Raw genomic sequence first — 22,835 nt, forward strand, 5'->3', positions numbered from 1 at the left:
CCTACTCCCAGTCACTTCAGCCACTTCCGAACGCGGCTGTCTTCACCGCGCGTCCGATATGAGCTCGCGCGCACCCAACTCGAACAGTTCCGCTGCGACCGAGAGGCCCAGTTCGCGGGCTCGGTCCGGACTGCCGATGCCGGACGCGCGGATCACGTCGGATCCGTCCAGCGCCGCCACGCAACTGCGCAGCGACAGCTCTTCGAAGACCCGGCCGTCCTCATCGATCGACTCGACCACCTCGGCGATCGCGCCCACCGGTGCGGAACAACCCGCCTCCAGTTCGGCGAGCAGGGTCCGCTCCGCGGTAACCGCCTGGCGGGTGTCGGTGTCATCCAACTCCGCCAGCAACGCCGCCAGCCCGGTATCGCCGGCGCGGCACTCCACCGCGAGGGCACCTTGGGCCGGAGCCGGCAACATCTGCACCGGCTCCAGCGTCTCGGTGATCGCGTCGAGGCGTCCGATACGGGCCAAACCCGCTCGGGCTACCACGATGGCGTCGAGTTCTCCGCTGCTTACCCTGTTCAACCTGGTATCTAGGTTGCCTCGTAGGGGGCGAATTTCCAAACCGAGACCCAGTGCTCTAAGCTGTGCGGCCCGTCGCGGCGACGAAGTGCCCAGCAGCGCGCCCGCCGGCAGCTCCCCCAACACCAGTCCGTCGCGCGCCACCAGCGCGTCCCGGGGGTCCTCGCGCGCCGGCACCGCGGGCAGCAGAAACCGCGGGTCATCGGCGGTGGGCAGGTCCTTGTGCGAGTGCACCGCGGCGTCGACCCGGCCGTCGAGAATGGCCTCGCGCAGCGCGGCGGTGAACACCCCCACCCCGAGGTCGGCGATCGGTCCCGACGAACGGTCCCCGACAGTGCTGATCATGACCAGTTCCGCGGGGTGTCCGGCGGCCACCAGCGCGTCACGAACGGTCCCGGCCTGAGTGGTGGCCAGCAAACTGGCCCGGGTACCGATACGGATGAGTTCTCCCAAAACGTCTACCCGGTCGGCCCGGTTTCGGCGCCGACGTCGAGTCCGTCTGACACCACTGGCAACTCGCCGGCGGTCGCCACGGCGTCCACGGCGGTCGGGTCGAGCTCGAACAGCTCGCGCAGCGCCTCGGCGTAACTGTCGCCGCCGGGGGAGGTGGCCAGCTGCTTGACCCGCACGGTGGGGGCGTGCAGCAGCTTGTCGACGACGCGGTGCACGGTGCGCGCCACTTCCTCGCGCTGGGCGGTGTCCAGGCCCGGCAGCCGGTGATCCAACCGCAGCAGCTCGGCGGTCACCACGTCGGCGGCGCGCTGTCGCAGCGCGGTCACCGTCGGGGTGACCTCGGCCATCCGCTGCCCGGCCAGGTAGGTGGCGACCTCGCGGGCGACGATGCCGTGCGCGGCGTCGGTGTCGGAGGTGGCGACCTGCGCCGACGGCTCGCGCTGGATCCGTTCCATGTCGATGACCTGCACGCCGGGCAGTCCGGCCACCGTGGGGTCGACGTCGCGCGGCATGCCCAGATCGCAGATCACCAGCGGCTGGGTCGCCTCGTCGCGACTGCCACCGGCCAGGGCGTGGTGCACGTCAGCCAGCGACACGACCGGACTCACCGCCCCGGTGCAGCAGACCGCGACGTCGGCGTCGGTCAGCGCGGCGGCCATCCGTTCCAGACTGACGGCGTCGGCCGCGGCGCCGCTCTCGCGGATCTTGTGGGCCAGCCGCTGGCCGCGCGACAGCGAGCGGTTGACAACATGGATGCGCTCCACGCCGGCGCGCACCAAGTGGGCCGCGGACAGCGCACCCATCGATCCCGCGCCGATCACCACCGCAGTTCGTCCCTGTAATGCGTTCTCGCCCAGTTGTTTCGCGGCGATATCCAGGGCGACCGACACCACCGACGCGCCGGCGGCGTCGATTCCGGTTTCGGAGTGCACCCGTTTGCCCACCGACAGCGCCCGCTGCGCCAGCTCGTGCAGCACCCGGCCGACGGTGTTGTTGGCCTCGGCGGAGGCGTAGGCACGGCGCACCTGCCCCAGCACCTGCTGCTCGCCCACGACCGCCGAATCCAGGCCGCTGGCCACCGAGAACAGGTGCTCGACCGCCGCCTCGCTGTAGCGGACGTAGGCGTACTTGGTCAGGTCGGTCATCGACATGCCGGAGTGCTCCGAGAGCACCTGCCCGACCGCCGACAGCCCGGCGTGGAAGGCATCGACGACGGCGTAGATCTCGACCCGGTTGCAGGTCGACAGAATCATCGCCTCTGTGACGAGCGGCGATTCCAGCACCTGCTCGACGATCTTGACCTGATCGGGTTCGGCGGTGCTGAGCTGCTCGAGTACGGAGACGGGGGCGCTGCGATGCGAGACCCCGAAGAGCAGGACGCTCACGGCAAGATCACCTGGTCCGCTCCTTGCTGTCACCCGTGAACAAACTTGTCTCCACGGTAGAGGCTAAAGCGCTGGGCCACCAAATTTGTTCGATTGTTCGCCTGCTCGACACCGTCGGAGTGTGCGGTTTCGTCCCCGGTCCGCCGCTTGTCGCGCCCGCAATCCGCACCGTCGGCGGGTCAGCGGCCGGCCAGGTCGGCGCGCAACCGGGCCTCGTCGACCTCCCAGTAGCTGTGCTCGCGGCCGTCGAGCAGCACCACCGGCAACCGGTCGCCGAATTCGGCCCGCAGCGCGGTGTCACCGGCGCTGGCGGCGGCGTCGACGTCGGTGGTGCGCAGGTCGAACCCGAGTTCGGCGGCCAGTTGCGCCAGCTGGTCATGCACCTTGAGGCAGACCGCGCAGCCGTCGCGGGTCAGCAGCTGCACCTCTGGGCGGGTCATTGCCCCAGTGTGGCCCATGGTGGCTATGTTTTTGACATGCCCGGCGCAAGTGCGGTGTCGATCACCAACCTGCTGTACCGCTACGCCGAGTCGATGGATGCCGGCGACTTGGATTCGGCCGCGGCGCTGTTCGATCACGCCCGGCTCAAGGTCGGCCCCGACGCCGATGCCGTGCTCGACAGCGCCGGGATGCTGCAGCTGTGGCGCGGGCTGGTCAAGATCCACGCCGATGGCACACCGCGCACCAAGCACGTCGTCACCAACCCGATCCTCGACATCGACGAGGCGGCCGGTACCGCAACCTGCCGGTCCTACTACACGGTGCTGCAGCAGACCGATGCCGTTGCCCTGCAGGTGGTCGCAGCCGGCCGTTATCACGACGAGTTCGAGCGGGTGGACGGCGTCTGGCGGTTCAGTTTCCGGGATTACTCGATGCTCGACCTCAAAGGTGATCTACGCGATCACCTGGGGGTATTCGGCAGTTAGTCCGGTTAGGGTTGGTGGCGGCCCAGCAGCGGCCGTCAGTGCACAGCGGAAGGAGTCGGGTGATGGCTTTACCGGGCCCGACCGACGGGGATTCCGCAGCAGGCGCCGAGCTGGACCCGGTGGTCGCCGACGCCAGCGCCGAGCGGGCGCTGGCCGACGTGCTCGACGCCGACCCCCCGGCACCGGTCGATCTGACCGCGGCGGCATTCTTCGACGTCGACAACACGCTGGTGCAGGGCTCCTCGATGGTGCATTTCGGGCGCGGGCTGGCCGCCCGCAACTACTTCACCTACCGCGATGTCGTCGGCTTCCTCTACGCCCAAGCCAAGTTCCAGCTGACCGGCCGGGAGAACAGTGACGATGTCGCGGCCGGCCGCCGCAAGGCACTGGCCTTCATCGAGGGCCGGCCGGTATCGGAGCTGATCGAGCTCGGCGAAGAGATCTACGACGAGATCATCGCCGACAAGATCTGGCCCGGCACCCGCGAGCTGGCGCAGATGCACCTCGACGCCGGCCAGCAGGTGTGGCTGGTCACCGCGACCCCGTACGAGCTGGCCGAGACCATCGCCCGCCGGTTGGGGCTGACGGGCGCGCTGGGCACCGTCGCGGAGTCGGTCGACGGGGTGTTCACCGGCCGGCTGGTCGGCGAGATCCTGCACGGGCCGGGCAAGGCGCACGCGGTGCGGTCGCTGGCCATCCGGGAGGGGCTCAACCTGCGGCGCTGCACCGCCTACTCCGACAGCTTCAACGACGTGCCGATGCTGTCGCTGGTGGGCACCGCGGTGGCGATCAACCCCGATGCCGCGTTGCGCGAGATGGCCCGCAAGCGCGGCTGGGAGATCCGCGACTTCCGCACCGCGCGCCGGGCGGCGCGTATCGGGGTGCCGTCGGCGCTGGCGCTGGGGGCCGTCGGCGGGGCCCTGGCGGCGGCCGTGGCGCACCGGAACGAGCGCGCGTAGCTTGCCGCATCAAGCACCGTGGCGCACCGGAACGAGCGCGCCTGAGCTGCTCGCTGATAAGCTTCCGCCGCCGAACACCACGGGGAGCGGAGGGTAAACCGGCATGGCAGTACACACCCAGTCGCAAGGGGTCATTGGTACCCACTACCGGTTCCCGGACTACTTCGAAGTCGGCCGGGAGAAGATCCGCGAGTTCGCCCGTTCGGTCAAAGACGAGCATCCGGCCCACTTCGACGAGGCCGCCGCGACTGAGGCCGGGCACCCCGGGCTGGTGGCGTCGCTGACGTTTCTGGCGGTCGCCGGCCGCCAGGTGCAGCTGGAGATCTTCGACAAGTTCGACATCCCGATCAATATCTCCCGGGTGCTGCACCGCGACCAGAAGTTCACCTTTCACCGGCCGATCGTGGCCGGCGACAAGCTGTTCTTCGACACCTACCTGGATTCGGTGATCGAGTCCCACGGCACGGTGGTCAGCGAGGTTCGCAGTGAGGTCACCGACGCCGACGGCAAGCCGGTGGTCACCAGCGTGGTCACCATGCTCGGCGAGTCGGTTAACCAGGACGCCGACACCGAGGCGGCGACGATCGCCGCCCTTGAGGCGATGCGCGATCGGGCGCTGGGCAAGAAGTAGTCCTCGCCGCTGCGGCGAGCGTGCGCAGTTGAACGCTCGCATGCGGTGTGTTGCGGGCAAACACGCTCGCTCACGCGGGTGGGAACGTCAGCCGAAGAACATGTTGCGGCGGCCGGCCAGCAGCCGGTACAGCGTCTGCTGGATCGTCTCGCGAACCTGGTCGGTCAGTTCGAAGGTGACCATCGGGTCGTCGGCGGCGCCGGCCTCGTAGTCGCCGGTCTCGATCGGTTCCCCGAAGGCGATGTGCCACTTCGACGGCAGCGGCACCAGGCCCGCCGGACCGGCCAGCGGGAACAGCGGGGTGATCGGGAAGTACGGCACACCCAGCAGCCGGGCCAACAGCTTGACGTCGGCGATCATCGGGTAGATCTCCTCGGAGCCGACGATCGAGCACGGCACGATCGGCGCCTGGGTCTGCAGTGCCGCCGACACGAAGCCGCCGCGGCCGAACCGCTGCAGCTTGTAGCGGTCCTTGAACCGCTTGCCCAGACCCTTGTAGCCCTCCGGGAACACCGCCGTCAGCTCGCCGGCCGCCAGCAACCGGTGGGCGTCGGCGGTGCAGGCCATGGTGTGGCCGGCCTTGCGGGCGGCCGGCCCGATCACCGGCAGGTCGAACACCAGATCCGCGCCGAGCATCCGCAGGTCGCGACGGCCCGGATGGTGGTCGTGCACTGCCACCGACAGCATCAGCGCGTCCATCGGCAGCACCCCGGCGTGGTTGGCCACCACCAGCGCGGGCCCGTCGGCCGGCAGGTTCTCGATGCCGCTGACCTCGACCCGGAACCAGTCGTTGAAGAAAACCCGCAGCAGCGGCAGCGCGACGGCTTCGTTGAAGTGCGGGTCGAACCCGAACTCGTCGACCTGGTAGTCGCCGGTGATCCGCTCCCGCAGGAACGCGGCGAGGCCGGCGACCCGCCGGACGAACTCGCTCGGGGCCGCCCCGGCGTCATCGGAGTTCACCGCGCCTCCGCGGCGCCCGTCGATATCGCGGACCACGGCGCTGATCTGCTCGGCCGACGCGCGGTCGTCGGGGCGGGCCAGCGTCGACGGGTGTCGACGCACGGACCCCGAGTTCTTGTGCAGCGGAATGACTTTGGCCCTGGAATCACCAGCCATGGCGTTACCCTCCCCTCGCCCTGCTGAAACCGATGTCGCTCAGTCGTTGCACCGCGCTCACCGCGCGCCGTTCCGCCGACTGCACCCATTTGGGGTCGATGATCGGACTGAGACCTCGCCCCCGCACGTAGTCATCGAATGCCTCGGCGGTGGTCCATTTGGTGCTGTACCCGAGGTCGGTTCGCATTCTAGTCGTATCCATCACCCGGCCAAAGCTGAGATAGTTCAGCTGCTCCCGGTTGATCTCGGTGTAGTTGTTGGCCCGCCGCAACGAGTCCAGCGCCCACAGTCCCGGCCCGAACACCGGGATCGGAAGCCGGCCCGAGCGGCGAATCGCCTGCGACATCATGATGATGCCGTCGGCACCGACGTTGAAGGTGCCGGCCTTGCCGGCCATGGTGGCCCGTTCCAGGGCTCCCAATGCGTCCTGCTCATGCAGCAGCTGCAGGCGGGCGTCGCGGCCCAGCACCATCGGCACCAGCGGGCCGCCGAGGTAGCGCGACAGCGCGGTGTCCATGGCCGGGCCGATCATGTTGGCCATCCGCAGGATGGTGACCGCGATGTCGGGCCGGCGCCGGCCCAGCCCGCGGGCGTAGCCCTCGATGTCGACGCTGTCGCGGGGGAAGCCCTGGGTGGGCGGCCGGTGACTGGTGCTGTCCTCGGTGAACAGCACCGGGTCACGCGAGGAGGACCCGTAGACCTCCGAGGTCGACTTGAGCACCACCCGGCGCACCGTGGGCGCCTTCTGACAGGCGGCGAACAACTGCATGGCACCCATCACGTTGAGCTCTTTGAGGGCGGCCCCGCCGCCGGAGCGCGGCACGTACGACGCCGCGGCAGCATGTACCACGGTGTCGACTTCGCTATTTCGAATCACCTTGGCGATAAACGGATTGCGGATATCGGCGCGGACGAATTCGGCGCGGCCCATCCGGCGCAGCATCGCCTTGCTGGGCATCACCGCGTCCACCGCGATCACCCGGTTGATCAAGGGATTCTGCGTCAGCCTGGCGGTCAGATAGCCACCCAGGAACCGGCATGCGCCGGTGACCAACACAACCTTGGGATAGTGCCGGACGTCGCTTCGCGTGCTGTCGTTCGGGGGTCCGGCCTCGTCCACCCCGCCAGCCTAACGGCCAGTCCGGAAAAGCAATACCGCGGTGATCGCCCCTCCCCCGCCCGGGGCCCGGGCGCGGGCTCGGCGGAGTTACTTACCGAGTTTTCTGCGCTGCACCCGAGTACGGCGAAGCAGCTTGCGGTGCTTCTTCTTCGACATGCGCTTGCGCCGCTTCTTGATGACTGAACCCATGAACTCCGCTATCTGCTGCTGCCCGCGCCGCCACAGGGGCGCTGGGCGAACTTGATCGACCCGGCCACTTTACCCGTAGGCAGGCGCCGAGCAGAAAACCGGCACCTGACCGGGTCCCGGACACAGCCGACCCCGGGCGTCGCCGTGCGGTGACGCCCGGGGGGCGCTTACCTGTCGACCGGCGGTCAGCCCGCGTCGAAGAAGGAGGTCTCCAAGAGGTCGTGCACCGCCTTGGCGTGCACCCGGAAAGACCGTCCCACCCGCACCGCGGGCAGCTCGCCGTTGTGCACCAGGCGGTACACCGTCATCTTGCTGACCCTCATCAGCGCAGCCACCTCGGCCACGGTGAGAAATTGTGCCCGGCCCGTGTCGGCGGGGCCGGCATCCCGTGCCGCCCGGCCGCCAGCGGAGTCTCGTGCCGAAGGCCCGTTCGCAGACGTCATCGTTACCCATTTCAATCAGGCACGTGCAGTCCCAGCGGCTTCCCCTCCGCTGCGCCCACACGCACAGACATAGAGGAGAATAGCGGGACGAATGGGGTTCCTGCGACGGGTGAGAGGCAATATGTGAAAAATAAGTGAATTACTCCGATGTGATTCTTAGCTGCTCAGAGCGGGTTTTTGCGGCCCGGACGGCCCGATCGACCGAGGTCCGCAGGCCTGACGCCTCCAGTTCCCGCAACGCGGCCGCCGTGGTTCCGCCGGGGGAGGTCACCATGGCTCTCAGCTGAGCCGGAGCGGTGTCGATGACCGAATTCGCCGTCCCCGCCGTCTCGCCGCGCTCCTCCAGCAGCATCTGCGCCGACCCTGCCATGGTCTGCACCGCCAGATCGGTGGCCCCCTGCCGACTCAGCCCGGCCGCGACCCCGGCATCCACCAGTGCCTCCACCATCAAGAAGAAGTACGCGGGCCCCGAACCTGAGACGGCGGTGACGGCGTCCATCTGCTCCTCCGGGACGATCACCACCGTGCCGACGCACTCGAACAGCTCGGCGACCTGCTCGACCTGCTCGCTGCTGGCGAACCGGCCCTTGGCCAGCGCGCTGGCGCCGGCGCCGACCTTGACCGGGGTGTTCGGCATCACCCGGATCACCGCGGTGCCCGCCGGCAGCTTGGACTCCACGTACCCGGTGGTGACACCGGCCACGATGCTCACCAGGACCTGCTCGGGACTGTTCTCCGACGCGGCGGTGAGGTTCTTGGCGAACTCGGCGACGACGGATTCCACGTCCTGCGGCTTCACCGCGACGATCACGATGGACGCGTTCTCGACCGCGTCGGCGACCGAGGTCACCAGCACCGAATACTTCTCGGCGAGCTGCCGGGCGCGGTCACCGAAGCGTTCGGCGACGACGAGGTCCTTGACCGGCCGGCCGCCCGCCAGCAAGCCCGCCAGCAACGCCTCGCCCATGTTGCCGCCGCCGATGATCGCGATTCTGGTCATGGCGACAGCATTTCAGACCCGACTCGCTCAGCGGTCGGGAACCATGGCCAGCTGCCGGGTCTGCACCACGATGCGGCCCTCGCAGTCGACCACGGTGTGGTCTTCGTCGAACCAATCCTGGCCGATCTGCACGCAACTGCAGATCACCCGCAGCCAGCCGTCGGCCGGCATGGCCCGCAGGTAGGCGGTGAGCTGCACGGTGGGCGCCCAGCCCATCCGGTTGACCGCGTAGGTCACCGGCGCCGAGACGTCGCCGCACAGCAGTGCGAACAGCACGTCGGGCGCGGCGCCCTTGGGCCGCACCCACATCTCGATCACCGGCGGGCCGCCATCCGAGCGCGGGCCGAGCGTGGTCAGCGCCGGGCGGATATCGCAACCGTGCGCCAGGTGCACGATGTGTTCCATCGGATGACCCGGACCGATCGGCTCCAAGCCGGGCGGCGGCTCCGGCGTCATCAACGGCACCACCGGGTTGAACGACAGCAGCGGTGGCGCGTGGTGCTCGGGCTCGGCGAGGGTGACCACGGCGCGCACCGCGGTGCGCTCATCCTGGTTGAGTTCGACGTCGACCAGGCTGACCCGGCGGCCGCGCTTGCGAATCCTGGTCACCAGCTGCATCGCACCGGGATCGGGCGCCCACAGGTAGCTGGCGGACACCGCCACCGGCTGGATGTCCGGTGCCGTCCCGTCGCCGGCTACGGCGGTGCGGGCGGCGTTGGCGCACAACGCCAGCATCGCGCCGCCGTGCACCTTCGGGCCGATCGTCCAGTGCTCATTGAGCGCACCGGCGAACGACGCCACGTCGCCGGTGCCGCAACCGTCAGAGCCATCGCCGCCATCGATGCGCACCAGGGCCATGGCGTCGGTGAACAGCGTGGACGAGGTCACGCGGGCCTCCTTGTGTCTCAGCGACCAGCAGCCGGTCAGCGCAGCAGATGCGTACGGGCGAACTGTAGCGACTCGATCAACAGCGCCTCGCGCTCGTGCGGCGAGCGGGCATGGGAGGTGGTCACCTCCAGCACCACATGACCGGTGAAGTCGCTGGCCGCCAGCAGGTGACACACCTCAGCGGCCGGCTGGTCACCGCGCCCGGGCACCAGATGCTCGTCGGCCGGCAGTCCGGTGCCGTCGCACAGGTGCAGGTGGGTCAGGCCGGAGCCCATCCGGCGGGCCATCTCCAACGCATCGGTGCCCGCGGTCGCGGTGTGCGACAGATCCAGGGTGTAGTGCGCGTGGTTGCCGTCGAGTGGGTCGTGGGACGGCGCGAACGCCGAAATCGCGGCTCCCGGGCCGCCGCCGCGGCGGCGCATCCGTTCGCGGGACTGATCGGCGCCGAAGAACCGGTCGGCGCGGAACGGGAACATGTTCTCCACCGCCACGGCCACGTCACTGCGGGCCTCCAATTCGGCGACTTGGTCGCTGAATCCCTCGGCGTAGCGGCGCTGCCAGCGGAACGGCGGATGCACCACGACGGTCGGGGCTTCGAGCCGTTCGGCGGCCCGCACGCTGCGTTCCAGCTTGTGGATCGGGTTGGCGCCCCAGACCCGTTGCGAGATCAGCAGGCACGGCGCGTGGACCGACAGCACCGGCACCCGGTACTTGCGCGACAACCGCTCCACGGCACCGATGTCCTGGCTGACCGGCTCCCCCCACACCATCAGCTCGACGCCGTCGTAGCCGAGTCGGGCCGCGTACTCGAAGGCGGCCTCGGCCCGCAGCGGGTAAACCGAAGCCGTCGACAAGCCGACCTTGATGGCGGGGCGCACGGACTAATAGTGAACGGCTAGTTGGCGTGCAGCGCCAGCGGCCCCAGCGTGATCAGCAGTCCGACCGCGACGGCGATCAAGGTGCTGACGATGTCGACGGTCTTGCGGACGGCCTGAACGGCGGCGACCAGGCCGAGCGTGACCAGCACCGTGAGCACCAGCGCGACGATGCTGTTCCACCGCCACAACTGGTCGAAGGCGATGAACAGCCCGCCGCCGAACGCCACCGCCAGCATCGACTGCAGCACCACCAGCAGCCCGCCGACCACGCCTGGCCGGCCCACGTAGTCATCGTCGGCCGACTCGGATGCGACGGCGGCGTCGGGGTCGGCCGGGCCGGCGGTATCGGCGAGTTCGGTGTCCGCGCCGTCCGCCTGGAAATCTTGCCGGACCGGCCGCTCGGCGCTGCCGGCCGTGGTGAGGACCGAGCGCACGTAGGCCGAGTCCCCGACCGCCAGGTCGGCCTCGCGCACATCGGTGTCCATCACGTCGAGTTCGACGTCGGTGTAGGTGTCGACCGGGTCGGGACGCATCCGTTCGGCGCCGGAGCCGGTGGAGCGGTCGGCGGGTGCCGGGCGCCCGTTGCCCGCTGCGGGCACATCCGACCGGCGCATCGGCCGCGGGTAGGGGCTCTGCTGCGGGCCGCCGGTGCGCGGCGGCTGCGGCGGGGATTTGGGCCAGCGCGGTTCGGGCGCCGAGCGCTGGGCGGGTTCGGCCCGTTGCACCGGTCGCGGCCCGGTTGCGGGCCGGTCGTCCGGTTCCACCGGGCGTGATCCGGTGGCCGGCCTGTCCTCGTCGACAAATCCGGGCGCCGTACCGATGGGCAGGGCGCCGCTCGCCGCGGTGTCGGAGGTCTCGCCGCCGTCCGGCGATTCGGCCGCCGCCGGCGCGGGCGGCCCGTCCTCGTCCCGGATGATCGGGATCTCGCCGGTCAGCTCGGCGACGGTGACGGCGTCGGCGTTGCCGCGCCGACGCCGGCGGCGACCGGTCACCGGCGGCGAACCGATCGTCCCGTTCCTGGCGAGCAGCTCGGCAACCGAGATCGGCCGCGTCTCGACGTCGCGGGGGTCGGGCTTGGGCTCGGTCATTGGGCGCCCCCTCTTTGCCGGGCCATGCCCACGGACGAGGATTGGAGCAAGGTCGCGCTGTCGGCCTCACGGTCGAGGCGCCGCAGGATCAAGCCCTCCCGCAGCGCCCATGGGCAAATCTGAACCGTTTCGATCGACAGCGCTCGCATGCTCGCTTCCGCCACCAGGGCGCCCGCCACTATCTGCGGGGCCCGCTCGGCGCTCACCCCTTCCAATTCGGCACGATCTGCCGTGGTCATCCTAGAGATGAATGATATGAGCTGCCTAAGGCCCGCGGCGGTCAATGTGCGGCGGACTCGCGGCCCGGCAGCCGACGGAGCAGCACCGGTGAGGCGCGCCAGCGAACGAAACGTCTTGGAACTGGCCACCGCGAGGTCGGGTGGGCCGGCGTCGAGAGCCGTCGCGGCCGCGGGGGCCAGCTCGGTGTCCAGCCAGTCCCGCAGCATCGACACCCGGCGCCGCCCGGGCGGGTCTTCGGGCAGCCACTCCCTGGTGAGCCGGCCGGCGCCCAGCGGCAGCGATAACGCCACCTCGGGCTCCTCGTCGAGGCCGCTGGAAATCTCCAGCGAACCGCCGCCGATGTCGAGGTTGATGATCCGCCCGGCGCTCCAGCCGAACCAGCGCCGCACCGCCAGGAACGTCAGCCGGGACTCGTCCTCCCCCTCCAGCACCTGCAACTCGACGCCGGTCTCGGCGCGCACCCGCGCCAGCACGTCCTCGGAGTTGCAGGCGTCACGCACCGCCGAGGTGGCGAACGCCATCAGCTCCGCGCAGCCCGAACTACCTGCGATGGTGGCGAATTCGTCGATCGTGGACACCAGCTTGTCGGCGCCGCGCCGGGTGATCTTTCCTGAGCTGTCGGTGGCCTCCGCCAGCCGTAGCGTGGCCTTGGTCGAGCTCATCGGGGTCGGGTGACCGCCCCGGTAAGCATCCACCACCAGGAGATGAACGGTATTGCTGCCGACGTCGAGCACGCCTAATCGCACGCAACCAACTTAGTGGGGCGAGGAATCGACCAAGTCGAGACAACGCGAATTCGTGGTCTAGCGTGGAGTTTTGTGACCCCCGCACAGCCCGTCCCCCGGCGGCGTGAAGTCGGCCTGGACTTCCCCCGCGAATGGCTGGAGTTCTACGACCCGGACAACCCCGAACATCTGATCGCCGCCGATCTGACCTGGCTGTTGTCCCGCTGGACCTGCGTGTTCGGCACCGCGGCCTGCCGGGGCATCGTGGCGGGCCGGCCCGACGACGGGTGCTGTTCGCACGGCGCATTCCTGTGCGACGACGACGACCGCGCCAAGCTCGACGACGCCGTCGCGCAGCTGACCGACGCCGACTGGCAGTACCGCGACAAGGGGTTGGGCAAGAAGGGCTACCTGGAATACGACGAGAACGACGGCGAGGAGCAACTGCGTACCCGCACCGTCAAGGGGGCCTGCATCTTTCTGAACCGGCCCGGATTCGCCGGCGGCGCGGGCTGCGCGCTGCACATCAAGGCGGTCCGCCTCGGTGTGGAGCCACTGACCATGAAGCCCGACGTGTGCTGGCAGCTGCCGATCCGGCGCAGCCAGGAGTGGGTGACCCGGCCCGACGGCACCGAGATTCTCAAGACCACGATCACCGAGTTCGATCGCCGGGGCTGGGGACCCGGCGGCGAAGACCTGCACTGGTACTGCACCGGTGACCCGGCGGCCCACGTCGGCGCCCGGCAGGTCTGGCAGAGCCTGGGACCCGAGCTGACCGAGCTGCTGGGCGAGAAGGCCTACGCCGAACTGGCCGCGGTCTGCGAGCGGCGCAACGAACTCGGGCTGGTTGCCGTGCACCCGGCCACCCGCGCCGCCGAGTAGCCGCCGCCGAGCAGCCGGAGCCTGGTGCACTTCGACGGCCAGCCGTCCACGAACAAAACCCGCAGGTCAAGGATTATTTTGCTGCGAAACCGCGTCGCCGGCGGCTGCCGGCGAGCCCGACAACACCTGGCTACCAGGGCAGTCAATGGTGTTCGGAGTCACCGACGAATGATTTTTGGCAGGCGGCACAGGTCGGTATGCTCGGGGATGGCATCCCCGGTAACGCAGCATCATCGGAGTGCGCAATCAATTGAGAAACGCGCCCTACGCGGGCAGGATCCCGTATCACACACGCCCGCTGGAGATTCATGATCAGGACCGACATCCACACCGTGGAGCTCGACCATAACGGACACACGCCGCCGGTCGTTCTCAGGCCTCCCGTGGTTCTGGAAGCGCGCAAACTCAACAAACAGTTCGGTCACGGCGATACCGCGACGCCGGTATTGCGGAACGTCGATATCCAGATAACCCGCGGCGAATTCGTCGCCATGGTCGGCCCGTCCGGCTCGGGCAAGTCGACCCTGCTGAGCATCCTCGGCCTGCTGGACCTGCCGACCTCCGGAGATGTGCTCGTCAACGGCCACAGCGTCTCGCAGCTGTCGCGCCGGCAGCTGGCCGCCGTCCGGTGCCAAACCCTCGGCTACGTTTTCCAGGCGTTCAACCTTCTGGCGGGGCTGTCGGTCGTGGAGAACGTCATGCTGCCGGGCTTGCTGGCGGGCCGATCCGGCCGCTCGCAGCATGCCCACGCGATGGGCCTGCTCGACCAGGTCGGGCTGGCCGCCAAATCCAAGCGCGTCCCGTCGGAGTTGTCCGGCGGCGAACAACAGCGGGTCGCCGTTGCGCGGGCACTTTTCATGAAGCCCGACGTCATTCTCGCCGATGAACCGACCGGCAACCTGGACACCGTTAACGGGCAGCGGGTTATTGACGCCCTGTACAACCTGAATGCCGCCGGCCAGACAATTGTCCTGGTGACGCACGACCGGAAAATAGCCGACGACGCCCCCCGGCTGGTTTCACTTCTCGACGGTGAAATCGAGACCGACAGCGGAATGGCTCACGCGCCCGACAATGTGACATGGCTCGCGGGACATTAGCCGCGACATTCGGCCTGCTCCGGATCATCAATTTTCGGGCGGTTCGTAAACACGCATTCCGGGCCGCACTCGCCGCTTTCTCGTTGGGCGGCGGCGTCGCGGTGGTGGTGGCCGTCATGATCGAGGTCACCAGCGTGTCGAAAGCGGTGGAAGACGTCGGCTACCAGATCGCCGGTCCCGCACCGCTGCGCGTGGTCGGCGCCGCCACCCGCGGCGGCATCAGTCCGGCGGTCATCGAGGACGCCCGGTCGGTCGCCGGGGTGGGAGCGGTGGTGCCCGTCATCCGCGGCGTGACGATGATCCGCAACAGTGGCGACCATGGCACCGAGAGCTACGGGCTTGGCCTCGGTGTGGACTGCTCGGCGCAGTGGATCGTCGACCCGAAGGTCTGCCAGGCCGGGCAGCAGGAACCCCCGCCGGCGATCTCGCAGTCACTGGGCGACTCCCTGGACGCCTCGGCGACCCTGGTCACCGACGCCGGGCAGCTGTCGATGGAGAAGTTCCAGCGGGTGTCCGACCTGGACGAGGTCAACAACGGTCTGGTGGCGGTGCTGCCGCTGAGCATGGCCAAGGTGCAGTTCGCCCGGGGCGACCGGGTGGACATGTTGTACGTGACGCTGGCCGCCGACGCCGACGCCGGCGAGGTCCAACAGCGGCTGAAGACCACGCTGGGACCCACCTACAGCGTGCAGCCACGTAGCGAACCGGCGAAGGGCTACAACGTCAACGACGTGCTGCTGCCGCTGCTGGGGATCTTCGCGCTGATCTCGATCGGTGTCGGGGTCATCCTGATCACCCAGATCACCCGGCTCTCGGTCGAGGAGCGCCGCCGCGAGATCGCGATCGCCTCCGCGCTGGGAGCCTCACCCGCCTCGATCATGACCGGGTTTCTCAGCGAGGCCGCGCTGCTGGGGGCGGCGGGATCGGCGATGGGTGTGCTGACCGGCATCGTGATCTCGGAGCCCATCGTGGCCAGCGCCAGTGAGCTCACCGAGCGTTTCGTCGGCGTCACCGTGCCGGTGGTGCTCAAGCCGGTGATCCTGGTGGTTGGCGTGCTGGCCGGACTGCTGCTTGCGGTGGGGGCCGCGATCGGGCCTGCCCTGTCGGCGTCCAACACCCCGATCGCCGCCGAGTTGTCCGGCCGGGCGGCCCAGGAGCAGACCACCGGGCGCAAGATCTGGTTCCGGGCGCTGCTGCTGCTGGCGATCGGGCTGGCCGGGGTGATCGCGGCACGGCTGGCGACACTGTCCGGCGCCCTGGTGGCCTGGCAGGCCATCCTCGCCGACGTGGGCGCGGTGGTCGCGCTCATCGGGCTGCTGCTGGCCACGGCGTACCTGAGCGCGCAGGCCATCACCAGCGTGCGGCCGCGGCCGGACAAGTCGCGCGGGGCGACGCTGACCATCGCCCTCAACGCGCTGCGCTCGGACCGCTCGCGCACCGCGGCGATCTCGGGCGCCATCGCAGTGCCGGTGGTGGTCGCGATCCTGCTCTCCGGGTTCCTGGTCGCGATTCACATCGGCGCCACCCGGGTCGCCGAATCCCAGGCGGACGGGCGCATTGCCATCACCACGACGCAGTTCGCCGACTACGGCCCCGTGGACGCCCGATTCGCCCCGCAGACGGTCAACAAACTGAACGCGTTGACCGGGGTGGAAAAGATCGAGCGGATGGCGGAAATCGAGATCAGTCTCAAAGACGGGTCGCTGGCGCATATTCAGGCCCAGGACCGGCCGACATTTCCGTTCGGATTACTTGCCGGCCAATCCCCGGAGGCGAGTCAGAAGGCCAATGAAGTCGTCATCGGCAGCGTCCTCGCGCGGGAGAAGAAGCTCCACATCGGTGACACTCTGGTATTTGGAAGTGGACTGGATGCGCAGGCGATGAGCATCGGCACCATTGTGGCCACCCCCGAATACGGCGGCCGGCGGATCTACATGCCGTACACGATCGCCGAGCAGATCTACGGCCCGCAGCCCGCCGGCCTGATCTTCGCCACGCCGGCAGCGGGGTTCACCGCCGGCCAGGTCATCGAGAGCATCGGGGCCACCCGGTTCGACCAGCCGGTGACCGCGGTGGACACCGACGGCTACGCCTCGGAGATCGCGACGTCCATCGGCCGGTATCTGACGCCGCTGAACACCCTCAAGTACGGCCTGCTGGGTATCGCCTTCATCTCGGTGCTCTCGACGCTGCTGCTGGTCGGAATCCGGCGCAGGCGCGAGGTGGCCCTGATCCAGGCGCTGGGGGCCACCCGGGCGCGGGTGTTCTCCATCACCACCGTCGAGGCCGTCGTCGCCGGCGCCGCCGGCGGCCTGTTCGGGGCGGTGCTGTCGATCGCCATCTCCGAGGCGGTCCGGCGGGCCGCCGTGGTCAACGTCGGCCTGATCACCCCGCTGGTGTTCCCCTGGTCGGACGCGGTGCTCTACGCCGTATTGGCCACCGTCGCCGCGGTTTTCGCGGCCATCATTCCCGCCTGGAAGAGCACGCGGTCCACTCCGGCGACCGAACTTCGCGACGAGTAAGAGCTCCGCCGACACCGAGGATGCCATGACAGCGACCGCCCCTACCGTGCCGGGATTCTCCGGCGTAGTCATCGCCCCGGGCGACGCCCGCTACGACGAGGTCCGTCAGGTCTTCAACGGCATGATCGACAAGCGGCCGCGCCTGGTGCTGCAGTGCCGCTCCCAGGACGACATCGTCGCCGCCGTGCGCTACGCGGTGGCCGCCGGAGCCGAGATCGCGGTGCGCAGCGGCGGACACAGCGTCGCCGGTCATTCGGCCACCGACGGCGGCATCGTCATCGACCTGACCCAGCTGCGCGGGGTGCGGGTCGACGCGCAAGCGCGGATCGCCTATGTCGACGCCGGCGCCACCTGGGGCGACGTCGACCCGGTGACCAGCAGGCACGGGCTGGCCTGCCCGGGCGGGGTGGTGTCGACGACCGGCGTCGGCGGGTTCTCGCTCGGCGGCGGCATCGGCTGGCTCTCCCGCGCCCACGGGATGACCTGCGACAACCTGATCGGTGCGACACTGGTGACCGCATCCGGCGACGTGTTGACCGTCAGCGAGACCGAGCACCCGGACGTGTTGTGGGGGCTGCGCGGCGGAGGCGGCAACTTCGGCGTCGTAGCGCAGTTCGTGCTGCGCCTGCACCCCGTGAACGCGGTGACCGCCGGCGTGCAGTCCTACCCCGACACCGACGCCGAGGCGGCCCTCAAGCATTTCCGCGCCCAGATGGACAACGCACCCGACCACCTGGCGTCCATCCTGGATTTCTCCACCGACTTCACCACCGGCAAGTCATTGGTCAATGTGCTGGCCTGTTCAACGCGGACCGACGCGATCGGCAGCAACGATGTCAGCGCCCTGCTCGACGTCCGTGGCGCGGCGGCGAAGCCGGTGGTGGCGGTGCAGCACACGCTGGACTACTCGACCTGGCAGCAGGCCCTCGACTACACGGCGCCGTACGGCTGGCTGAACTACTGGAAATCGCTGTTCGTCACCGAGCTCACCGACGAGGCGATCCGGCGCATCGCGCTGCTCGGCCGGTCACGCCCCTCGACGCAGACCCGGCTGCACCTGATCCGGCTCGGCGGGTACGCCAGTCGCGTTCCGCCGGAGTCCACGGCCGTCGTCGCCCGCGACCACCCGTACATCATCCATCTGATGACGACCTGGACCGACCCCGCCGACACCGCGCGGTGCACGGCGTGGGCCGGGCAGGCCTTCGAGATCCTGCGCCCACTCGGCCCGGCGAGCGCCTACCTGAACTTCGTGGGCGACGAAGGGCAGGACCGTATCCGGGCGACCTTCGGCGATGCCGGTTATCAGCGGCTCGCCGAACTCAAGGCGCGGCTGGACCCGCAGAATCGGTTCAGGCTCAACCACAACATCGCGCCCGCCGATTAACGCTCGCAGTTCTTAGTGTGTCGCCAACGCGGCCACACGTTTGCCCAGCGCACGATGGGTATTGTGGTCCGCGGGGGAAAGGACGCAACGATGTCTGCCGCGCACGATCATGAGCAGGATCATGAGCTGGCTTTCGCCGGTGTTGCGCGCCTGGCACAGCTGGTGCGTGAGCGGGAGGTGTCCCCGCGCGAGTTGGTGGCCCTCTACCTGGATCGGATCGCCCGGCTCGACCCGGTGCTGAACGTGTTCCGCACGGTGCTGGGTGACCGGGCGATGGACGAGGCGGCGCGCATCGAGCGGCGGTTGGCCGCCGGGGAGGTGCTGCCGCTGGCCGGTGTGCCGATCGCGGTCAAGGACGACACCGACGTGGCCGGTGTTTCGTCCATGTGCGGCACCGGAATCGATGTCGGCCCGGCGAGCACCGACAGCGCCGCGGTGCGCCGGCTGCGGGCCGCGGGTGCGGTGATCATCGGCAAGACCCACCTCTCGGAGTTCGGCGCCTACCCGGTGTGCGAATCGGCGACCTGGGGCGTGACCCGCAACCCGTGGGATCTGTATCGGACCCCGGGCGGCTCCAGCGGTGGTTCGGCCGCGGCGGTCGCCTCCGGGATGGTGCCGGGCGCCACCGGCAGCGACAGCGGCGGCTCGGTGCGAATCCCGGCCGCCTGCTGCGGGTTGGTCGGTCTCAAGGGCCAGCGCGGCCGGATCAGCGCCAAGGAGTCGCCCGAACGGGCATACCGCTTCCACGGCCTCAACCACATCGGGCCGCTGGCTCGCAGTGTCGTCGACACGGCACTACTGCACGACGCGATGACCGGGCCCGAACCCGACGACGAGATTCCGTCACCGCCGCCGGCGCCGCCGCTGATGGACGCGCTGGTGGCGCCGACGCGGCGGTTGCGGATCGCGATGTCGTTCAAGCCGGTGGTCCCGGTGCACGTCAGCGACGAGGTGCGCCGCCCGGTCCTTGAGACCGCGGAGTTGTTGCGATCACTGGGTCACGATGTCGTCGAACGCGACCCGGTCTATCCGGTGGTGGGGATCGCCGCGGTGCTCGCGCTGTTCATGAACGGCTTCGCCGATGAGATCGACCGACTCCCGAAAACCGAACTGCTGGAACGGCGGATGCAGGCCGAGGCGCGGACCAGCCGGCTGGTTCCGGACTGGCTCGCCCGTCGTGCGGTCGCCGCCGAGCCCCGCATCACCGCCCGCTCGCAGCGCCGGATCGCCGACTTCGACGTCCTGATGACACCGGTGCTGGCGATACCGCCGGTGCGGGTGGGCTACTTCGAGGGGTACGGCCCGACCCGGGCGATGCTGCGGATGCTGAAGTTCATCCCCTTCACCTTCCCGCAGTGCTACAGCGGTCAGCCGGCCATGTCGGTGCCCGCCGGTTTCGACGCCGACGGCGTGCCCGAGGCGGTGCACCTGGTGGGGAGAGCCAACGACGAGGCAACCCTGATTTCGCTTGCCGCACAGCTCGAATCGGTACGGCCGTGGGCTCAGCTCCGGCCGCCGACCGAGGCGTTGCTGTCCCAGGTCCGGTAGCGAACGGTCGCGCGCTACGCCAACGGGTAGCGCTCTCGCAAACCCGTCAGTGTCGCCTCAATGCCAGCGGCATTGGTCCTGGCGGACCGGGTCAGCTCGTAGAACTTCAATTTGAGCGCACCCCCGTTCCGGTAGTCGAATGTCTCCACCGAGGCAGATTGAGCACCGAACTGAGGTAAGTCGAATTCCTCACCATTCCCTTAGAATCAGGCCTACTGATCAGCCCGGGTTCTTGTCGGATGCTCGAACTAGTGTTCGGTTTATGGGTAGGGATGCGCTCGCCGATCGGGACACCATCATGGGGTGTCTCGATGAGCAGGAGGCGATTAATGCCCGGTTGGCCCAGTGTTCGTTTGATGCATTGAGCCCCGAGGAGCTGGTGGAGGTGCTGGCCCGCCGGGAAGTGTTGGCATGGCAGGCGCCGGCCATCGATCACCAGATCTTGGCCCGGCTGGTGGCTGAGGGCCATGATGAGGTATTAGCAGGGTGTTCGCTGACCAAAGCGTTGAGTGAGCGGTTGCGAATCAGTACGGCGGACGTACGCCGGCGGGTGGACGAGGCCGCCGAGTTGGGCCCGCGCACCTCCATCACCGGCGAACCCCTTGAACCGGTACTTCCGGCGCTGGCAGCGGCCCAAGCCGACGGGCGGGTGGGCCCCGAGCAGGTGGCGATCGCGCGTAAGGCGATGGCGAAGATCCCCGCCAGAGTGAGTGCTTCCGATCGCGGGCGCGCCGAGCGCGATCTGGCGGCGTTGGCCTCCGAGTTCGCTCCGGAGACCTTTCAACGCCTGGCTGCACACCTAATCGCGGTGCTGGATCAAGATGGCGACGAGCCCGATGACCGTGAGCGCCAAGCCCGGCGCGGCCTGCGACTGGGTCGCCAGGACACCGACGGGATGAGCACCGTGTCCGGCAAGATCACCCCGGAGTTGCGGGCCACCCTGGAGCCGATCCTGGCCAAACTGGGGGCGCCGGGCATGTGCAACGCCGCCGACGAAACGCCCTGTGTCAGTGGCACGCCGAGCCAAGCGCAGATCCAGGCTGATCACCGCACCCGCGATCAACGCCACCATGACGCGCTGCTGGCCGCACTGCGGGCGGTACTGGCCTGTGGAGATCTGGGGCAGCTCAATGGTCTGCCGGTCACGGTGATCGTCTCGACCACGCTGGCCGAACTGCAGGCTGCGGCCGGCAAGGCGCACACCGCCGGCGGCAGCCTGCTGCCGATGAGTGACCTGCTGCGGATGGCCGGCCACGCGTATCACTACCTGAGTGTCTTCGACGGCCAAGGTCGGGCGCTGTGGCTGGGCCGGGCCAAACGACTCGCCTCTGCCGACCAGCGCATCGTGTTGCACGCCCGCGACCGCGGCTGCACCCGCCCCGGGTGCACGGTGTCGGGATATCTTTCCCAGGCGCACCATCTGGAACAGGATTGGGCGAACAACGGCCAAACCGACGTCGATTCCCTCGCGCTGGCGTGTGCCCCGGATAATCGGATGGCCAGCGAGCAGGGCTGGGTCACCCGACTCGGCGACTCCGGCCGCGTCGAATGGATCCCACCGGCAAAAGTCGACCACGGCCAGCCGCGAGTCAATCCCTTCCACTTCATCGAAGCCGTCATCGACTACCACCGCCACCGGCCACCCGATGATCCGCCCGACGAGCAACCACCACCACCCGACGACGAATGGCCACCGCGCGACGACCCGGTATTCGACGACCCGTTGTTCGACGAGGCTGCCTACGAAGCTGTGGCCGTCGAGGGCCTCGCGCAACGGCACATCTTCGAGGACGACAACTGGGCGGAAGCCGGATGACGACGTGCTGCCGCCGGTTGGTCAGCGGTCCAGGTAGCCGTTGTCGCGGTACCACTCGTAGCCGGCCCGCAGCGCGGTGGCGAACGGGGTGAACGGCACACCCAATTCCTCGCGGGACTTGGTGGCGTCGGCGAAGATGTCCGCGGTGGACAGTCGCATCTGGCGGGCGTCGATCGGCAGTCGCGGTCCGACGACGGCGCGGGCCACGCTGACACCCGCCGCGGCCACCGGAATGAACCAGCGCGGCAACATGACCGACGGTGGACGCCGACCGAAGAGTTTGTTGGCTTCGGTGAATGCCGCACGGAAGGACAGGTTCTCACCGCCCAGGATGTAGCGTTCCCCGATCCGGCCCCGCTCGGCGGCCGCGATGTGCCCGGCCACCACATCGTCGACCGAGACGAAGTTGGTGCCGCCGGGTGCGGCGAACCACAGTCGGCCGTGCTGCGCTTCGACGAGCATGGCGCTGGCGATGCGGTTGACATCGCGGGGTCCGATGACGGCCGACGGGTTGACGATCACCACCGGCAGGCCGGCCGCAGCCGCCTTGCGCAGTTCCGCCTCGGCGAGGTGCTTGCTGTGCGCGTACGGGAACTGCCTCGGGCGGATGTTGAACTCATCGGTCTCGACCAACTCGTGACCCCGCGACGGAATACCCAGCGCGGCAAGCGAACTGGTATAGACGAAACGCTCGACTCCGGCGCGCTGGGCGGCGGCGGCCATATCGCGGGTGCCGTCGACGTTGGTGCGATACAGCCGGGTCTGGGTGCGGTAACGCCAGTAGTCCGAGATCGCCGCGGTGTGAAACACCCAGTCGCAGCCGGCCATCGCCTCGGTGAGCGCCTCGACGCCGTCGTTGACGTCGCCGACGCGGGTCTCGCACTCCAGGCCGGCCAGTGCCGCCATCGGTGAGGTGGAGCGACGCAGCACCCGCACCTGCATGCCGCGCTCCAGCAACGCGGCGACCAGGTTCGAGCCGACGAAACCGGTTCCCCCGGTGACGAATGCGCGCAT

At 69.0% G+C, this 22,835-nt stretch carries 22 protein-coding genes and 1 pseudogene; 9 read left to right on the plus strand and 14 right to left on the minus strand.

What is annotated here, in order from left to right; genetic code table 11:
* Positions 1–42 precede the first annotated feature (42 nt).
* From hemC to ACAG20_RS14125, 3 genes are all read right to left on the minus strand, one after another.
* Positions 43–978, minus strand: a complete 936-nt coding sequence (gene hemC / locus ACAG20_RS14115; protein ID WP_112687478.1) for a hydroxymethylbilane synthase — start codon at positions 976–978, stop codon at positions 43–45.
* Positions 979–983: 5 nt separating this feature from the next.
* Complete coding sequence (locus tag ACAG20_RS14120) at positions 984–2,363, minus strand: glutamyl-tRNA reductase (RefSeq protein ID WP_370492980.1); 1,380 nt, start codon at positions 2,361–2,363, stop codon at positions 984–986.
* Positions 2,364–2,542: 179 nt separating this feature from the next.
* Entirely contained in the window at positions 2,543–2,803 is a 261-nt protein-coding gene (locus tag ACAG20_RS14125) for a glutaredoxin family protein (protein WP_370492981.1), read from the minus strand.
* Between the two features lie 36 nt (positions 2,804–2,839).
* On the opposite strand from ACAG20_RS14125, the gene ACAG20_RS14130 reads away from it, so the two are divergent.
* From ACAG20_RS14130 to ACAG20_RS14140, 3 genes are all read left to right on the plus strand, one after another.
* Complete coding sequence (locus ACAG20_RS14130; RefSeq protein WP_370492982.1) at positions 2,840–3,289, plus strand: nuclear transport factor 2 family protein; 450 nt, start codon at positions 2,840–2,842, stop codon at positions 3,287–3,289.
* Between the two features lie 62 nt (positions 3,290–3,351).
* Positions 3,352–4,248, plus strand: a complete 897-nt coding sequence (locus tag ACAG20_RS14135) for an HAD family hydrolase (RefSeq protein ID WP_370492983.1) — start codon at positions 3,352–3,354, stop codon at positions 4,246–4,248.
* A gap of 103 nt (positions 4,249–4,351) precedes the next feature.
* Positions 4,352–4,879: a MaoC family dehydratase N-terminal domain-containing protein gene (locus tag ACAG20_RS14140; protein WP_370492984.1), complete on the plus strand. Its 528-nt coding sequence runs from the start codon at positions 4,352–4,354 to the stop codon at positions 4,877–4,879.
* Positions 4,880–4,966: 87 nt separating this feature from the next.
* Here the strand turns inward: ACAG20_RS14140 and ACAG20_RS14145 are convergent, their stop codons facing one another.
* From ACAG20_RS14145 to ACAG20_RS14185, 9 genes are all read right to left on the minus strand, one after another.
* Positions 4,967–5,995, minus strand: a complete 1,029-nt coding sequence (locus ACAG20_RS14145) for a lysophospholipid acyltransferase family protein (RefSeq protein ID WP_370492985.1) — start codon at positions 5,993–5,995, stop codon at positions 4,967–4,969.
* Positions 5,996–5,999: 4 nt separating this feature from the next.
* On the minus strand, positions 6,000–7,115 hold the full coding sequence (locus ACAG20_RS14150; RefSeq protein WP_370492986.1) for an SDR family oxidoreductase: 1,116 nt from the start codon (positions 7,113–7,115) through the stop codon (positions 6,000–6,002).
* A gap of 87 nt (positions 7,116–7,202) precedes the next feature.
* A complete protein-coding gene (locus ACAG20_RS14155) occupies positions 7,203–7,304 on the minus strand; it encodes a 30S ribosomal protein bS22 (RefSeq protein WP_003402602.1) in 102 nt (33 codons plus the stop codon).
* A gap of 185 nt (positions 7,305–7,489) precedes the next feature.
* On the minus strand, positions 7,490–7,747 hold the full coding sequence (locus ACAG20_RS14160) for a helix-turn-helix domain-containing protein (protein ID WP_041316921.1): 258 nt from the start codon (positions 7,745–7,747) through the stop codon (positions 7,490–7,492).
* Positions 7,748–7,886: 139 nt separating this feature from the next.
* A complete protein-coding gene (gene proC / locus ACAG20_RS14165; protein WP_370492987.1) occupies positions 7,887–8,747 on the minus strand; it encodes a pyrroline-5-carboxylate reductase in 861 nt (286 codons plus the stop codon).
* A gap of 27 nt (positions 8,748–8,774) precedes the next feature.
* Positions 8,775–9,635, minus strand: a complete 861-nt coding sequence (locus ACAG20_RS14170) for a thioesterase family protein (protein ID WP_112688873.1) — start codon at positions 9,633–9,635, stop codon at positions 8,775–8,777.
* A gap of 35 nt (positions 9,636–9,670) precedes the next feature.
* On the minus strand, positions 9,671–10,513 hold the full coding sequence (locus ACAG20_RS14175) for a sugar phosphate isomerase/epimerase (RefSeq protein ID WP_112688875.1): 843 nt from the start codon (positions 10,511–10,513) through the stop codon (positions 9,671–9,673).
* 17 nt (positions 10,514–10,530) lie between these two features.
* Positions 10,531–11,601, minus strand: coding sequence for a hypothetical protein (locus ACAG20_RS14180; RefSeq protein WP_370492988.1), 1,071 nt, complete (start codon positions 11,599–11,601; stop codon positions 10,531–10,533).
* Complete coding sequence (locus ACAG20_RS14185; RefSeq protein ID WP_370492989.1) at positions 11,598–12,587, minus strand: hypothetical protein; 990 nt, start codon at positions 12,585–12,587, stop codon at positions 11,598–11,600. The genes ACAG20_RS14180 and ACAG20_RS14185 overlap by 4 nt, the downstream gene beginning before the upstream one ends.
* A 72-nt stretch (positions 12,588–12,659) precedes the next feature.
* Between ACAG20_RS14185 and ACAG20_RS14190 the strand changes: the two genes are divergently transcribed.
* From ACAG20_RS14190 to ACAG20_RS14210, 5 genes are all read left to right on the plus strand, one after another.
* Positions 12,660–13,448: a hypothetical protein gene (locus ACAG20_RS14190; protein ID WP_370492990.1), complete on the plus strand. Its 789-nt coding sequence runs from the start codon at positions 12,660–12,662 to the stop codon at positions 13,446–13,448.
* Between the two features lie 308 nt (positions 13,449–13,756).
* Positions 13,757–14,548, plus strand: a complete 792-nt coding sequence (locus ACAG20_RS14195) for an ABC transporter ATP-binding protein (RefSeq protein WP_370492991.1) — start codon at positions 13,757–13,759, stop codon at positions 14,546–14,548.
* Positions 14,530–17,070 (plus strand): FtsX-like permease family protein, encoded by a 2,541-nt coding sequence (locus ACAG20_RS14200; RefSeq protein WP_370492992.1) that lies wholly within the window; start codon positions 14,530–14,532, stop codon positions 17,068–17,070. Before ACAG20_RS14195 ends, ACAG20_RS14200 begins: the two co-directional genes overlap by 19 nt.
* A 25-nt stretch (positions 17,071–17,095) precedes the next feature.
* Complete coding sequence (locus ACAG20_RS14205) at positions 17,096–18,457, plus strand: FAD-binding oxidoreductase (RefSeq protein ID WP_370492993.1); 1,362 nt, start codon at positions 17,096–17,098, stop codon at positions 18,455–18,457.
* Positions 18,458–18,547: 90 nt separating this feature from the next.
* Positions 18,548–20,005: an amidase family protein gene (locus ACAG20_RS14210; protein WP_165825012.1), complete on the plus strand. Its 1,458-nt coding sequence runs from the start codon at positions 18,548–18,550 to the stop codon at positions 20,003–20,005.
* Positions 20,006–20,019: 14 nt separating this feature from the next.
* Here the strand turns inward: ACAG20_RS14210 and ACAG20_RS14215 are convergent.
* Positions 20,020–20,151 (minus strand): annotated as a pseudogene (locus tag ACAG20_RS14215) (dimethyladenosine transferase); the annotation flags it as partial.
* 116 nt (positions 20,152–20,267) lie between these two features.
* On the opposite strand from ACAG20_RS14215, the gene ACAG20_RS14220 reads away from it, so the two are divergent.
* Complete coding sequence (locus ACAG20_RS14220) at positions 20,268–21,821, plus strand: HNH endonuclease signature motif containing protein (RefSeq protein WP_112686043.1); 1,554 nt, start codon at positions 20,268–20,270, stop codon at positions 21,819–21,821.
* A gap of 21 nt (positions 21,822–21,842) precedes the next feature.
* Here the strand turns inward: ACAG20_RS14220 and ACAG20_RS14225 are convergent, their stop codons facing one another.
* Complete coding sequence (locus ACAG20_RS14225; protein ID WP_370492994.1) at positions 21,843–22,835, minus strand: SDR family oxidoreductase; 993 nt, start codon at positions 22,833–22,835, stop codon at positions 21,843–21,845.

Origin of the sequence: Mycobacterium sp. pW045 (assembly GCF_041287085.1) — a bacterium.
GTDB lineage: Bacteria > Actinomycetota > Actinomycetes > Mycobacteriales > Mycobacteriaceae > Mycobacterium > Mycobacterium algericum_A.